This window comes from Streptomyces sp. x-80 (assembly GCF_046549095.1).
Classification (GTDB): Bacteria; Actinomycetota; Actinomycetes; order Streptomycetales; family Streptomycetaceae; genus Streptomyces; species Streptomyces celluloflavus.
This window is the reverse complement of sequence record NZ_JAJPWM010000027.1, coordinates 29,983-42,269: the sequence shown is the minus strand read 5'-3', so window position 1 is coordinate 42,269 and position 12,287 is coordinate 29,983. Positions and strand designations below refer to the sequence as shown.

At 74.1% G+C, this 12,287-nt stretch carries 14 protein-coding genes; 7 read left to right on the top strand and 7 right to left on the bottom strand.

Annotated elements, in window-relative coordinates:
* Window positions 1–53 precede the first annotated feature (53 nt).
* On the bottom strand, window positions 54–869 hold the full coding sequence (locus ACLJWH_RS36855) for a hypothetical protein (RefSeq protein WP_411146165.1): 816 nt from the start codon (window positions 867–869) through the stop codon (window positions 54–56).
* Window positions 870–1,090: 221 nt separating this feature from the next.
* Between ACLJWH_RS36855 and ACLJWH_RS36850 the strand changes: the two genes are divergently transcribed.
* The 5 genes from ACLJWH_RS36850 to amaP all read left to right on the top strand — a co-directional run bounded on the left by ACLJWH_RS36850 (window position 1,091) and on the right by amaP (window position 3,506).
* Complete coding sequence (locus ACLJWH_RS36850) at window positions 1,091–1,558, top strand: Asp23/Gls24 family envelope stress response protein (RefSeq protein WP_411146164.1); 468 nt, start codon at window positions 1,091–1,093, stop codon at window positions 1,556–1,558.
* Between the two features lie 76 nt (window positions 1,559–1,634).
* Entirely contained in the window at window positions 1,635–1,835 is a 201-nt protein-coding gene (locus ACLJWH_RS36845) for a hypothetical protein (protein WP_094795503.1), read from the top strand.
* A gap of 6 nt (window positions 1,836–1,841) precedes the next feature.
* Entirely contained in the window at window positions 1,842–2,234 is a 393-nt protein-coding gene (locus ACLJWH_RS36840; RefSeq protein WP_411146163.1) for a hypothetical protein, read from the top strand.
* Window positions 2,231–2,893, top strand: coding sequence for a DUF6286 domain-containing protein (locus tag ACLJWH_RS36835; RefSeq protein ID WP_411146162.1), 663 nt, complete (start codon window positions 2,231–2,233; stop codon window positions 2,891–2,893). Before ACLJWH_RS36840 ends, ACLJWH_RS36835 begins: the two co-directional genes overlap by 4 nt.
* Before the next feature lie 7 nt (window positions 2,894–2,900).
* Window positions 2,901–3,506 carry an alkaline shock response membrane anchor protein AmaP gene (amaP, locus tag ACLJWH_RS36830; RefSeq protein WP_411146161.1) on the top strand — a complete coding sequence of 202 codons (606 nt, stop codon included), beginning with the start codon at window positions 2,901–2,903 and terminating at the stop codon, window positions 3,504–3,506.
* Window positions 3,507–3,607: 101 nt separating this feature from the next.
* On the opposite strand, the gene ACLJWH_RS36825 is transcribed toward amaP, so the two are convergent.
* The 5 genes from ACLJWH_RS36825 to ACLJWH_RS36805 all read right to left on the bottom strand — a co-directional run bounded on the left by ACLJWH_RS36825 (window position 3,608) and on the right by ACLJWH_RS36805 (window position 8,466).
* Window positions 3,608–4,363: an SDR family oxidoreductase gene (locus tag ACLJWH_RS36825; RefSeq protein ID WP_411146160.1), complete on the bottom strand. Its 756-nt coding sequence runs from the start codon at window positions 4,361–4,363 to the stop codon at window positions 3,608–3,610.
* Between the two features lie 4 nt (window positions 4,364–4,367).
* On the bottom strand, window positions 4,368–6,152 hold the full coding sequence (locus tag ACLJWH_RS36820; protein ID WP_411146159.1) for a glycoside hydrolase family 15 protein: 1,785 nt from the start codon (window positions 6,150–6,152) through the stop codon (window positions 4,368–4,370).
* A 56-nt stretch (window positions 6,153–6,208) separates the two neighbouring features.
* Window positions 6,209–7,048 carry an SURF1 family protein gene (locus ACLJWH_RS36815; RefSeq protein WP_411146158.1) on the bottom strand — a complete coding sequence of 280 codons (840 nt, stop codon included), beginning with the start codon at window positions 7,046–7,048 and terminating at the stop codon, window positions 6,209–6,211.
* 83 nt (window positions 7,049–7,131) lie between these two features.
* Window positions 7,132–7,365 carry a hypothetical protein gene (locus tag ACLJWH_RS36810; protein WP_411146157.1) on the bottom strand — a complete coding sequence of 78 codons (234 nt, stop codon included), beginning with the start codon at window positions 7,363–7,365 and terminating at the stop codon, window positions 7,132–7,134.
* Window positions 7,366–7,428: 63 nt separating this feature from the next.
* A complete protein-coding gene (locus ACLJWH_RS36805; protein WP_411146156.1) occupies window positions 7,429–8,466 on the bottom strand; it encodes a DEDDh family exonuclease in 1,038 nt (345 codons plus the stop codon).
* A 220-nt stretch (window positions 8,467–8,686) separates the two neighbouring features.
* On the opposite strand from ACLJWH_RS36805, the gene ACLJWH_RS36800 reads away from it, so the two are divergent.
* Both ACLJWH_RS36800 and ACLJWH_RS36795 read left to right on the top strand, forming a co-directional pair.
* Entirely contained in the window at window positions 8,687–9,658 is a 972-nt protein-coding gene (locus ACLJWH_RS36800; RefSeq protein WP_411146155.1) for a sterol desaturase family protein, read from the top strand.
* Entirely contained in the window at window positions 9,655–10,443 is a 789-nt protein-coding gene (locus ACLJWH_RS36795; RefSeq protein ID WP_411146154.1) for a lysoplasmalogenase family protein, read from the top strand. Before ACLJWH_RS36800 ends, ACLJWH_RS36795 begins: the two co-directional genes overlap by 4 nt.
* A 172-nt stretch (window positions 10,444–10,615) precedes the next feature.
* Here the strand turns inward: ACLJWH_RS36795 and ACLJWH_RS36790 are convergent, their stop codons facing one another.
* Window positions 10,616–12,121 carry a S8 family serine peptidase gene (locus ACLJWH_RS36790; protein WP_411146153.1) on the bottom strand — a complete coding sequence of 502 codons (1,506 nt, stop codon included), beginning with the start codon at window positions 12,119–12,121 and terminating at the stop codon, window positions 10,616–10,618.
* Window positions 12,122–12,287 lie beyond the last annotated feature (166 nt).

Below are 12,287 nucleotides of genomic sequence, written 5' to 3'. Positions count from 1 at the left end.
CACCGCGGCCGCGGAGCCGGGCTTCTCCTGCCGGGTGCCGCGGCCGGGTGCCGTCAGTCCCGTGCCACGGCGGTGACCAGCACGGCGACCGTCTCCGGGCCGGGCTCCACGACCGCCACCGCCGCCCGTACGGCGCGGGCGACGTCCAGCGGGCGGTGCCCGGCCGCGGTCGCCAGCTGTATCAGCGCGTGCCCGTCGTCGAGCCGGACCGGACGGGACGGTGCGCCGAGCGCCGGTGCGAGGCGCGCCACACCGGGGACGGCCAGTGCCGCGGCGGCCAGCGCGTCCGGCCCCTCCCGCGTCGCGCCCGTGCGGCCGTCCGTCGCGGGGCTCGTAGTGTCCGCGGTGTCCGGGGGAGCCGCTGCCGTCCCGGGGACCGCCGGTCCGGCCGCTTCCGCCTGTCCGGCCCGGCCGGCCTCGTCAGGTCCGTCCGGCTCGTCCGGCCCGTCCGGCTCCAGGAGTCCGTCGGCCCGCAGATCCACCGCGGCCACCAGCAGCCCCAGCTCGCGCTCCGCCGCGTCCAGCAGTGCCGTGCGCAGCATGCCGGCGGTGGCGGGCAGCGGGCGGTCGGCGAGCGCCGCGAAGTCCGCCGTGATGCGCAGCGGGCCCGGCGGCAGCGCGCTCGGCGGCGCCGGTACCGTCGGCCGCGGGGCGCTGCCGGGGTCCGCGACGGACAGCCGCAGGGCGCCGACGCGTACTCCGGCCGGCGGACCGACCGCCGCGCGCAGCGCGTCCGCGGCCGCGCGCTCGGTGATCCAGGACCCGTCCGCCGGTCCGCCCAGCGGCAGGATCCGGCCGGTCCCGAACTGCTGCCGGGCGGTCCGCGCCAGCACGTCGTGGACCGCCCGCGCCACCTGGTTCGCGGTCACCGCGTCGCCCCTTTCCCGGACCGTGCTCCCAGCCTGCCGCAGATCCGCCCGCCGGGCAGGGCGGGTGCCCGGCCGGTGCCGTGCCGGGCACTCCGCTGCCGCATCCCCCCGGCGGGCCGGGAGAACCAGCCCTACTGTGAGAAACGGGAAAACGGCAATAAATGTAACTAAATTGGAGAAGATGGACGGGCCACTTCTCGCTCGGGAAAGGGTGAACGGTGATGAACGACAGCGCACCGGAGTCGGACGGCGGCGTGAAGCCGCTCGGCACCAGACGGGGCGGCGGCGACCCGGCGACCCGTGGGCGTACCACCATTGCCGACGGTGTCGTCGAGAAGATCGCCGGGCTCGCGGCTCGCGATGTCGTCGGCGTCCACACCATGGGCAGCGGTTTCGCCCGCACCCTCGGCGCGGTCCGCGACCGGGTGCCCGGCGGGGGCCGGTCCGCCACCGCGACGCGCGGGGTGAAGGCCGAGGTCGGCGAGGTGCAGACCGCGCTGGACCTGGAGATCGTGGTCGACTACGGCGTCTCCATCGCCGATGTCGCGCGGGACGTCCGGGAGAACGTCATCGCCGCCGTCGAACGGATGACGGGCCTGGAGGTCGTCGAGGTCAATATCGCGGTCAGCGACGTCAAGCTGCCCGACGAGGAGGACGAGGACGAGGAATCGGAGCCGCGGCTCCAGTGACCGGGCCCGTCCGGAGCGGTGGTGACCCGTCCGCTCCGGTGGTGATCCGACCGGAGCGGTAGCGAAGGAGCGCACGATGAGCATGGCCGTGGTCGGCCTTCTGGCCGGTATGGCGCTGGGCTTCGCCGGGTACTTCGGCGGGTTCGGGGCCTTTGTCCTGGTGGCGGCGCTGGGCGCCATCGGGTTCGTGGCGGGCAGATTCCTCGACGGGGACCTGGAGCCCGGCGACTTCTTCCGCCCGCGCACGCGCGGCAGCGACCGCGACCGGCGGCGGTGAGGGCGGATGGCCACGGTGTCCCCGGCCGCCGCGGTCGCCGCCGTACCGGCGGGCGAGCGCGGCGCGACCCGCGTCGCTGACCGGGTGGTGGCGAAGATCGCCGCAGCGGCGGCGCGCGAGGCGCTGCGGGCGGCATCCCCGGAGGCTCCCACGGACGCGCACGCGACGGTGACCGTCCGCCGCCGGGACGGCCGGCTGGATTTCGGCGAGGCCCGGGTCCGGGTGACCGTGGAACTGGGCTACCCCTGCGACATCGGCGCGCGGTGCGGCGAGGTGCGCCGCCGCGTCATCGAGAAGGTCACGGAGCTGGCGAACATGACGGTGCCCGAGGTCGCCGTGGAGGTCGAGCGGCTGCACTCGCCGCTGCTGGCCGGCGAGGACCGGGGACGGGTGCGATGAGCGACGACGCCGCCGGGCTCTCGGGCACCCGCCCGCCGCCCACCCTGGACAAGCCGGACGGCGGCGCGGACGGGCCGTCGCGGTCCGTGCCGGCGGACCCCCGTACGGCGGACGGCGGCCGGGCCGGACGGTTCTGGTCGGCCCGCCGGGTGCCGGCCGTCCTCGTCTCCCTGGTGCTCTCCGGTGCGGCCGGACTGCTGCTCTACGACGTGGCCGCGGTGCGCGCCGGCCGCCCCGCGATGGCCTGGCGCCGGCGGCTCGCCCACGAACTGGCCACCCGTCACCTCGACGACCCCTGGGTACTGGGCGGTGCGGCGGCCGCGCTGCTGATCGGGGTGTGGCTGATCGTGCTGGCCGTCACCCCCGGGCTGCGCGGGGTGCTGCCGATGCGGCGCACCGCCCCGGACCTGCGGGCCGGACTCGACCGGACGGCCGCCGCGCTGGTGCTGCGCGACCGCGCCATGGAGGTCTCCGGGGTCCGGTCCGTACGGGTGTCCGTCGGCCGCCGCAGGGCCAGGGCGCGGGCCGTCGCCCACTTCCGGGAGCTGGCGGAGGTCCGTGGCGATCTCGACGCGGTGCTCGGCGAGGGGCTGCGGCAGCTGGGGCTGGCGCACCGGCTGGGTCTGTCCGTACACGTCCGGCGCCCGAAGAAGGGGTGAGCGCGCGATGCGCGAGGCCCGCGGCACCGCCAACCGGATACTGCTCGGCCTGACCGGCGCGGTGCTGCTGGGGACCGGCGGCGCGGTGCTGCTGGGCGGGCTGGGCCTGCCCGCGTCCTGGCATCTCGGGCTGCCCGGCGGCCGGCCCTGGGCCGCGCCCGGCGACGTCCTGCTCACCGCGGGCGGCCGCACCCGCTGGACGGGCAGCGGCTGGTGGTGGCCGGCCGTGATCGCCGCGCTCGCCGTGCTCGTGCTGCTCCTGCTGTGGTGGCTGCTGGCCCAGTTCCGCAGGCACCGGCTGCACGAGGTCCTGGTCGACAGCGGCGACGGAGAGGGCGCCGTGGTCCGCGGCCGGGCGCTGGAGGACGTCCTCGCGGCCGAGACGGTGGCGCTGGCGGGCGTCGACCGGGCCGGTGTGCTGCTGACCGGCCGCCGGACGGCGCCGCGGCTGCGGGCCGTCCTGGTGCTCGCCCCGCACGCCGATCCGGGCACCGTCGTACTGCGCCTGTCCGGCGAGGCGGTGGCGCGGGCGCGCCGTTCGGCGGGACTCGACCGGCTGCCGGCGCACGTCCGGCTGCGCGCCCGGGGACACCGGGCGGAACGGGTCAGCTAATGCCGTGACCGGCAATGTCTGCCCCGTAAGGAGCGTGCGTGCTGGGCGGCGCGACGGGGCAGAGCTTGCCGGGCGGGGCACCGGCCACCGCGGGCGGCGCGTCAGAACCCGTGCCCGGCGCCGCCGTCCACCGGCACCATCACCCCGGTGAGATACGACGCGGCCGGCGACAGCAGGAACGCCGCGGTCCGGCCGAACTCCGCCGGCTCGCCGTAGCGGCCCAGCGCGATCGTCGCCGTGTTACGGGCCCGGGAGCCCTCCGGATCGCCCGACAGCGCGTCGAGCTGGGCCATCCGGTCGGTGGCGATCCGGCCGGGCAGTACGCCGACGACGCGGATACCGCGCGGGCCCACCTCGTCGGACAGCGACTTCGCGAAGCCGGCGAGCCCCGGGCGCAGGCCGTTGGAGATGGTCAGCCCGGCGATCGGCTCGTGGACCGAGAGGGAGAGCACGAAGCCGATCACGCCGCCCTCGGTCAGTTCGGCGGCGGCCGTGCGGGCCAGCCGTACCGCGCCGAGGAAGACCGACTCGAAGGCCGACCGCCACTGTTCGTCGGTGTTGTCGGCGGCCGAGCCCGGCGCCGGGCCGCCCACGCTGATCAGCACGCCGTCGAAGCGGCCGAACCGCTCGCGGGCGGTCGCGATCAGCCGTGCGGCGGCGTCCGGGTCGGCGTTGTCGGCGGCCACCCCGAGGGCGCGCTCGCCCAGCGTGGCGGCGGCCGCGAGCGCGCTCTGCTCGGTGCGTCCGGTGAGCACGACGTTGGCGCCGTCGGCGACCAGTTCGCGGGCGGTGGCGAAGCCGAGGCCGCGGGTCGCGCCGGTGAGGAGGTACGTCCGGTCCCTGAGTCCAAGATCCATGGCCCTAGTCTGCCTCCGCGTCGCCGAACAGCGCGAGGGCGGTCCCGACCAGACCGATATGGCTGAATGCCTGCGGGAAGTTGCCCAGTTGGCGCCGGGCGGCCGGGTCGTACTCCTCGGAGAGCAGCCCCACGTCGTTGCGGAGCGCGAGCAGCCGCTTGAACAGTGCACGCGCCTCCTTGGGGCGGCCGGTCAGGTGCAGGGCGTCGGCCAGCCAGAACGAGCAGACCAGGAACGTGCCCTCGCCGCCGGGCAGCCCGTCGACCGAGCCGTCCTCGGTGCTGTAACGGCGCACCAGCCCGTCGTGGGACAGCTCCCGGCGGACCGTGTCGACGGTCGAGACGACCCGCGGGTCGTCGCCCGGCAGGAAACCGACCCGGGGGATCACCAGGGTCGCGGCGTCCAGGTCGGTGGAGCCGTAGGACTGGGTGAAGGTGCCGCGCGCGGCGTCGTAGCCGCGTTCGCAGACCTCGCGGTGGATCTCGTCGCGCATCGCCCGCCAGCGGTCGATGTCCCCGCGGGCCTTCGGGTACGCCTCCAGCGCGCGGACCGCGCGGTCGGCGGCGACCCAGGCCATGATCTTGGAGTGCACGAAGTGCCGGCGCGGCCCGCGGATCTCCCACAGCCCTTCGTCCGGATTGCGCCAGATGGACTCCAGGTAGTTCACCAGCGAGCGCTGGATGTTCCAGGCGTGCGGTTCCGACGGCAGCCCCGCCGTGCGCGCGATGTGGAAGGAGTCCAGCACCTCGCCGTAGACGTCGAGCTGGCGCTGGTCGACGGCGGCGTTGCCGATCCGTACGGGTACGGAGCCGGCGTAGCCGGACAGCCACGGCAGCTCCGCCTCGGGCAGCCGCCGCTCGCCCGACAGCCCGTACATGATCTGGAGGTCGTCGGGGGCGCCGGCCACCGCGCGCAGCAGCCAGTCCCGCCAGGCGCCGGCCTCGTCGAGATAGCCGGCGGAGAGCAGGGAATTCAGGGTGAGGCTGGCGTCGCGCAGCCAGCAGTAGCGGTAGTCCCAGTTGCGGACGCCGCCCAGCTCCTCGGGCAGCGAGGTGGTGGGGGCCGCGACGATGCCGCCGGTGGGCGCGTAGGTGAGGGCCTTGAGGGTGATCAGTGAGCGGATCACGGCGCCGCGGTGCGGGCCGTCGTAGCGGCACCGCGCGGACCATTCGCGCCAGTCGTCCAGGGTGCAGGCGAGGGCCTTGAACGGGTCGGTGGCGGGCGGGCGGGGCTTGTGCGAAGGGTGCCAGGTCAGTACGAAGGCGGCCCGCTCGCCCTCGGTGAGGGTGAAGTCCGAGCGGGTGCTGAAGTCCTTTCCGTACGTGGTGACTTGGGGCGGGGTGCGCAGCCACACCGAATCGGGGCCGGCGACCGCGACCCGGCAGCCCTTGGAGTGCCGCATCCAGGGCACCACCCGCCCGTAGTCGAACCGCAGCCGCAGCACACCGCGCATCTCGACGCTGCCGCTGATCCCCTCGGCGATCCGTACGACCTCGGGCGCGCGGTCGCGCTGCGGCATGAAGTCGGTGACCTTGACGGTGCCGGTGGGGGTCTGCCAAACGGTGTCCAGGACGAGCGAATCGCCGCGGTAGGAGCGCTCCGGGCGGGCGATCAAGGATGTCGGCGCCAGCTGCCAGTTGCCGTTGTCCCGGCTGCCGAGGAGAGCGGCGAAGCAGGCGCCGGAATCGAAGCGGGGCAGACACAGCCAGTCGATGGAGCCGTCGCGGCAGACGAGTGCGGCGGTCTGGAGATCGCCGATGAGCGCGTAGTCCTCGATAAGTGGGTGCACTCAGCGCACCCTTCCCGGCGGGCGGGTTTGCTACGCGGTGGTAGCGGCTGTCCGGGCTACTGCCCGGCGGGCGCCGGTGCCGCCGTCTCCGCCTCCGCGGGCTGCCGCGCCGCGCCGGTCCCGTCCGCCGTGGCCTCCTCGGCGGCGGCCGCCGCCCGGTCGCGGCGCTCGCGGCGGACCAGGATGAGCCAGCCGACCGGTACGGCCGCGGCGAACAGCCACCACTGGACGGCGTACGCCATGTGCGGGCCGATGCTGTCGTGGTCGGGCGCGGGAACCAGCTCGGGCTTGTTGTCGGCCGGTTCGGGCCCGGTCTGCTCGATATAGCCGCCGAGCACCGGCCGGGCCAGCCGCTTCGCCTGCTCCGCGCTGTTGATCAGCATGACCTGGCGGTCGGGCAGGCCCTTGGTGTTCTTGATGCCACTCTCGGCGCTGGTCTCGTCGGCCATCATCCGGCCGGTCACCGTGACCGTGCCGCGGGGGGCGGGCGGCACGTCGGGGAACTTGGTGAGATCGTTGCCGGCCTGGATCCAGCCGCGGTTGATCAGCACCGCTTCGCCGTTGCCGAGCAGCAGCGGCGTCAGGACGTAGGAGCCGATGCTCTGCTCGTCGGCGGCGGTGCGGCGACGGACGACGACCTCGTGCGCGGTGTCGTACGTACCGGTGGCGGTGACCCTGCGCCACATGTCGTCGCGGGGCAGCGCGCGGCCGGGGGCGGTCAGGTCGGTGACCGGGACCGGGTGTGCGGCGAGGTTCGCCGCGATGAGCTGGTTCTGCGCGACCTTGTGCTCATGGCGGTGGAGCTGCCAATAACCCAGCTTGATCATGACTGGGATCAGGACGAGTCCCACGAGAGTGAGGATCACCCACTGCCGGGACAACAGGAAGCGGTACACGGCTTCGACGGTACCCGGCGGGCGGCGGCCCCGGAGCACGGGGTCCGCCGGAGAGCCGGACCGCCCGCGGCGCGGCGGCGCGCTCAGACCCGGTCGACGATGCCCGTTCGCCCCTCCGAGCGGGCGCAGTGCGCCCCGCAGAACCACTGCCCCTCGACCTCGACGCCCTGGCCGATGATCTGGCACCGGCAGTGCTCACAGATCGGCGCCATGCGGTGGATCGCGCAGGAGAAGCAGTCGAAGACGTGCACCGCGCCCTGCGCGTGCACCTCGAACGTCATGCCGTAGTCGTTTCCGCAGACCTCACAACGTGCCATGCGCCACAGGGTGCGGGCGGGTCCGGTGCGGGGCGCGGCCCCGGCGGGCGTGTTGGGCGTGCTTCACCCGGAAGCAGGCGCCTGGCCCGCGGGGGCCACGTCCTGCAACAGCTGCATGAAGGCCGCCTCGTCGATCACGACGGTGCCGAACGACGCCGCCTTGGCGGTCTTGGAGGTCCGCGCGTCGGGGTCGTTGGTCACCAGCAGGCTGGTCAGCCGGGAGACGCTGGTGGCGATGTGCAGCCCGGCCTCGATCGCCCGGTCCTCCAGCAGCTCGCGGTCCACCGAGGTGTCACCCGAGAAGGCGACCCGCATCCCCTGGACGAGGCGTCCGCCGGCCTCGTAGCGCCCCGGGTTGGGGTACGGGCACGCGGGGCGCTTGCGGGCCGGCCGCCAGGAGGTGGGGCGGTACGCCGGCGCGGACCGGTGCTGCCGGGGCGCCGGGGCGTCCGACCACTCCGTCAGCGGCTGGCAGCCCAGCAGCGGCAGCCGCAGATTCTCCTGGGCGGCCCGCCGCAGGCTGGGGCGGAACGCCTCGGCCAGCACCCGGGCGTCGTCCAGGGCGTGGTGGGCGCGCTCCTGCACGACGCCGTAGTGGGCCGCGAGGGACTCCAGCTTGTGGTTGGGCAGCGGCAGCCGCAGCTCCTTGGAGAGCGCGATCGTGCACAGCCGCTGGCGCACCGGGGCGGTGGCCTGGGCGCGGGCGTACTCGCGGGAGATCATCGACCAGTCGAACATCGCGTTGTGCGCGACCAGCACGCGGTCCGCGAGGCGCTCCGACAGCTGCGGGACGATCTCCGGGAAGAGCGGGGCGTCGGCCAGCACCGCGCTGGTGAGGCCGTGGATCCAGACCGGGCCGGGATCGCGCTGCGGGTTGACGAGGGTGTACCAGTGGTCCTGGACCTCGCCGTGTGCGTCGAGTTGGTACACGCCGGCGGAGATGATCCGGTCGTCGCGGGCCAGGCCGGTGGTCTCCACGTCGACCACCGCGTACCCCTGGGGATACGCGGCGGGCCAGGGAGCCGGCGGTGTCTGCGGGCCCGGCTGCTGCCCGATCTTCGGCGCGATCGAGGGGGCTGCTGCCATACGGTCTTCGAGCATGGTCAATGAGGATACGGGCCGCCACTGACAGCCACCGAACCGCCGTCGTACGACGGGCTCCCGCAGCCCCCGCCGGGCCGGGGGCCGGGGCACCCGCCGGACCGCGCCTCCGCACCCTCCGCCGGCCCCCGCACCGCACCACACAGCTGACGGCGCGTCTCACATACTTCTCGGTAACAACCTCTAGCGGCGCCCCCGTTACCGCATTTATGGTGCGGGCATGCCGCATCTGCCCGATGTCGTTCTGTGGTCCGTACCCGCCTTTGTCCTGCTCACGGTGGTGGAGATGGTGAGCTACCGCCTGCGTCCGGACGAGGACGCGGCGGGCTACGACGCCCGGGACGCGGCCACCAGCGTCGGCATGGGGATCGGCAGCCTCGTCTTCGACGCGCTGTGGAAGATACCGATCGTGGTGATCTACACCGTGCTCTACGCACTCACCCCGCTGCGCATCCCCGTGCTGTGGTGGACGGTGCCGCTGATGCTGCTCGCGCAGGACTTCTGTTACTACTGGTCGCACCGCGGGCACCACGTCATCCGCATCCTGTGGGCCTGCCATGTGGTGCACCACTCCAGCCGGAAGTTCAACCTCACCACCGCGCTGCGCCAGCCGTGGACCACCTGGACCGTCTGGCCGTTCTATCTGCCGATGATCGCGCTCGGGGTGCATCCGGCGGCCGTCGCGTTCTGCTCGTCGGCGAACCTCGTCTACCAGTTCTGGGTGCACACCGAGCGGATCGGCAAGCTGCCCAGGCCCTTCGAGGCCGTGCTCAACACGCCCTCCCACCACCGCGTCCACCACGCCTCGCAGGGCGGCTACCTGGACCGCAACTTCGGCGGCATCCTGATCGTCTGGGACCGGATGTTCGGCTCGTTCGTACCGGAGACCGAGCGGCCCGTCTACGGCCTCACCAAGAACATCGACACCTTCAACCCGCTGCGGGTGGCCACCCATGAGTACGCCGCCATCGCGCGCGACCTGCGGGCCGCGGGGAGCTGGCGGGAGCGCGCCGGACGGGTGTTCCGCGGACCGGGCTGGCAGCCGGCGGCGGGCGGACCGCCGGACGGTGCCGACGCCTTCGCGGCGGCCGGCGACAGCTCCGGGCGTGGCGGGGGACGCTCCCGGGGCGCGCCGCGGGTGAGCGGCGGGCGCGTGGGGAAGCGGGCCGGCGCGGGGGAGCGGGCCGCGTGAGCGCACCACAGCCGCGGGCGCGCGCCGCGCGGGCGCTGCTCGTCGTCTTCGCCGTCGTGGCCGTCGCCCATCTCGTCGCCCTCCTGGTCCGCGCGGGTACCGGGACGGCGGGCGGGCCCGGCGCCGTGGCCGACACCGCCGTCCACCTCACCAAGCCCGCGCTGATGCCGCTGCTCGCCGGATACGTCCTGGTCCGCGGCGGCCCGCCGCTGCCGGCGGCCGGGCTGCTGTTCGGCTGTGGCGGCGACACCTTCCTCCAACTCGACGGCGACACCCTCTTCCTGGTGGGCATGGGCTCCTTCGCCGCCGGACACGTCTGCTATCTGGCGCACTTCGTCCGGCGCGGGGCGCCCGCCTCCGCCGCCCTGGCCCGGCGCGGTTCGCCCGCGGCCGGCCGGCGGTCCCGTACGGCCGCGGCCGCCGCGGCGTACGCCGTCGCGCTGACCGCCACCGTCGCGCTGCTCTGGCCGGACCTGCCGCACGGGCTGCGGATCCCGGTGGCGGGGTACAGCCTGCTGCTCACCGCGATGGCCTTCGGCGCGCTCCGGGCCGGGCCGTGGGCCGCGCTCGGCGGGCTGCTCTTCCTGCTCTCGGACACCCTGCTCGCGACCGGGATCGCCGACTGGCCCCAGCTCCCGGTCCCGCAGTTCTGGGTCATGCTCACCTACACCGCGGCCCAGTCTGCGCTGACCGTCGGCGTCCTGCGGTCCGCTGCGACCGGCCCCCGGCCCCCGGTCCGGTCCCGTCCGGCGCCGGTGTACGGCGAAGCGGGTACGGCCGCCTGACCCGGTCACCTGTCACCGCCCTCCGAGGGGGCCGTCGGCACGGCCGTCCGGCCCGGCGCGGACCGCGCTCGCCGCCCACCTGAGCCCTCGAAGCGGTCCGCGCTCCGGCGGACCGGGCCGGAGCGCGGACCGGACCGGGCCGGACGGCGAACCGTCCGGCCCGGCGGGGGAGTTACTTCCGTACCGCGTTCAGCGCGTTGACGATGCCGTAGCCGAAGTGGCTGTTGACATGCTTCGTGCCGGTGCAGCTCGCGGCGCCCGTGGGGCAGCCCGGGTTGTCCGCCTGCTGCTTGAGCAGCCACTGGATCTCCTGCGGACTGGCCTTCGGGTGGACGCTCTTGAGCAGCGCGGCGACGCCCGCGACATGCGGCGACGCCATCGACGTGCCGGCCAGGTAGGCCCAGTCGCCGCCCGGCATCGTGGAGAGGATGTTGCCGTTCTTGGCGGGCAGCTCGGGCACCTGCGCCGAGTCACCGCCCGGCGCGGCCACATCGATCTGGCCCAGACCGTAGTTCGAGTAGCCCGACTTGAGCTGGTGCGCACCGGTCGCCGCGACCGTCACCGTGCCCGGCACCTGGGTGGGCACGTCCCAGCAGGTCTTGGGGCTGACGGAGCGGGTGACGGGGGTGGAGTCGTTGGGGCTGCCGGTGTCGACGACCTTGTCGGCGCCCAGGTCGAGGTTGGAGTTGCCCGCCGCGGCGACGTTGACCGCGCCCTTGCGCTGGGCGTACTTCGCGGCCCGGCCGACGGCGTCCAGGATGGCGGCCTGGTCGGCGTCATCCTTGCAGTTGAACATCCAGGGATCGACGTAGTAGCTGTTGTTGGTGACGTGGACACCGTGGTCGGCTGCGAAGACGAAGGCGCAGACGACGCTCTCGGCGTAGAACATGCGCGTCTTGGGCTCACTGACCTTGATGGCGGAGAACTTCACGCCCGGGGCCACACCCGCCACGCCGACGCCGTTGCGGGCCGCGGCGATGGTGCCCGCGACATGCGTGCCGTGGTAGTCGGTCTCCGGGTCGTAGGGGCGCCAGGCCCCCTTGGACGTATCGGCCACCCCGCCCACGCAGTTGGCGGACTGCTTGGCCGAGAAGTTCGGCCGCAGGTCCGGGTGGGTGTCGTCCACGCCGGTGTCGATGACGGCGACGGTGACGTTCCGGCTGCCGGGGTTCACCTTCGCGGCCTTGTCGGCCTTGATCGCGGCGATGTCCCACTGGAGGGGCTCCAGCGGCTCCTTGCCGTTCGCCGCGGCGGCCGCGCCGGCCGCCTTGAGCTGGGCCTTGGGCAGCTCGACCTTCTGCGGTTTGCCGATGTCGGTGGTGCCCGTCGCCTTCATCGGCGCGGTGCGGGTGGCGCCCGCCGACTGCACACCGTGCACGGTCCGGACGGCCGCCGCGAAGCCGGGGTTGGCCGAATGGACGACGATCACGCCTATCTGCTCATGGGCGGTGATCACCTTCCCCCCGGCCCTGGCGATCGCCTTCTTCACCTTGCCGACCGTGGCGTGACCGGGCGTGGTGTTCACGACGTACGAGAGCAGCGGGCCGTCGGCCGTCACCGCGGTGGCCTCCGGGGTCGCGGCGGTGGCCGCGTTCGGGAGGAAGCCGAGGGAAGCGGTCAGCGCCAGTCCGAGCGGTACGGCCAGCGCCCGCACCCGTCTGGATCGGGGATGTGCCATGGGTACTCCACCTCATCCGTGAGGCCGCCCGCGCGCGGGTCGCGCATGGGCGGATGCATGACAGGTGAAGGTATCCGCGATCACCGGCGAACATCAATGGATTGCAAAGAAAACCCTTCAGAGACGGCGAATCGGCATGGACCCGGGCAGCTCCGCCGGCGGCCGG

Excerpts from the sequence above, each read along its gene's own strand:
- ACLJWH_RS36850 (WP_411146164.1), top strand. The coding sequence starts at position 1,091 with ATGAACGACAGCGCACCGGAGTCGGACGGCGGCGTGAAGCCGCTCGGC.
- ACLJWH_RS36845 (WP_094795503.1), top strand. The coding sequence starts at position 1,635 with ATGAGCATGGCCGTGGTCGGCCTTCTGGCCGGTATGGCGCTGGGCTTC.
- ACLJWH_RS36840 (WP_411146163.1), top strand. The coding sequence starts at position 1,842 with ATGGCCACGGTGTCCCCGGCCGCCGCGGTCGCCGCCGTACCGGCGGGC.
- ACLJWH_RS36835 (WP_411146162.1), top strand. The coding sequence starts at position 2,231 with ATGAGCGACGACGCCGCCGGGCTCTCGGGCACCCGCCCGCCGCCCACC.
- amaP (WP_411146161.1), top strand. The coding sequence starts at position 2,901 with ATGCGCGAGGCCCGCGGCACCGCCAACCGGATACTGCTCGGCCTGACC.
- ACLJWH_RS36825 (WP_411146160.1), bottom strand. The coding sequence starts at position 4,363 with ATGGATCTTGGACTCAGGGACCGGACGTACCTCCTCACCGGCGCGACC.
- ACLJWH_RS36810 (WP_411146157.1), bottom strand. The coding sequence starts at position 7,365 with ATGGCACGTTGTGAGGTCTGCGGAAACGACTACGGCATGACGTTCGAG.
- ACLJWH_RS36805 (WP_411146156.1), bottom strand. The coding sequence starts at position 8,466 with ATGCTCGAAGACCGTATGGCAGCAGCCCCCTCGATCGCGCCGAAGATC.
- ACLJWH_RS36800 (WP_411146155.1), top strand. The coding sequence starts at position 8,687 with ATGCCGCATCTGCCCGATGTCGTTCTGTGGTCCGTACCCGCCTTTGTC.
- ACLJWH_RS36790 (WP_411146153.1), bottom strand. The coding sequence starts at position 12,121 with ATGGCACATCCCCGATCCAGACGGGTGCGGGCGCTGGCCGTACCGCTC.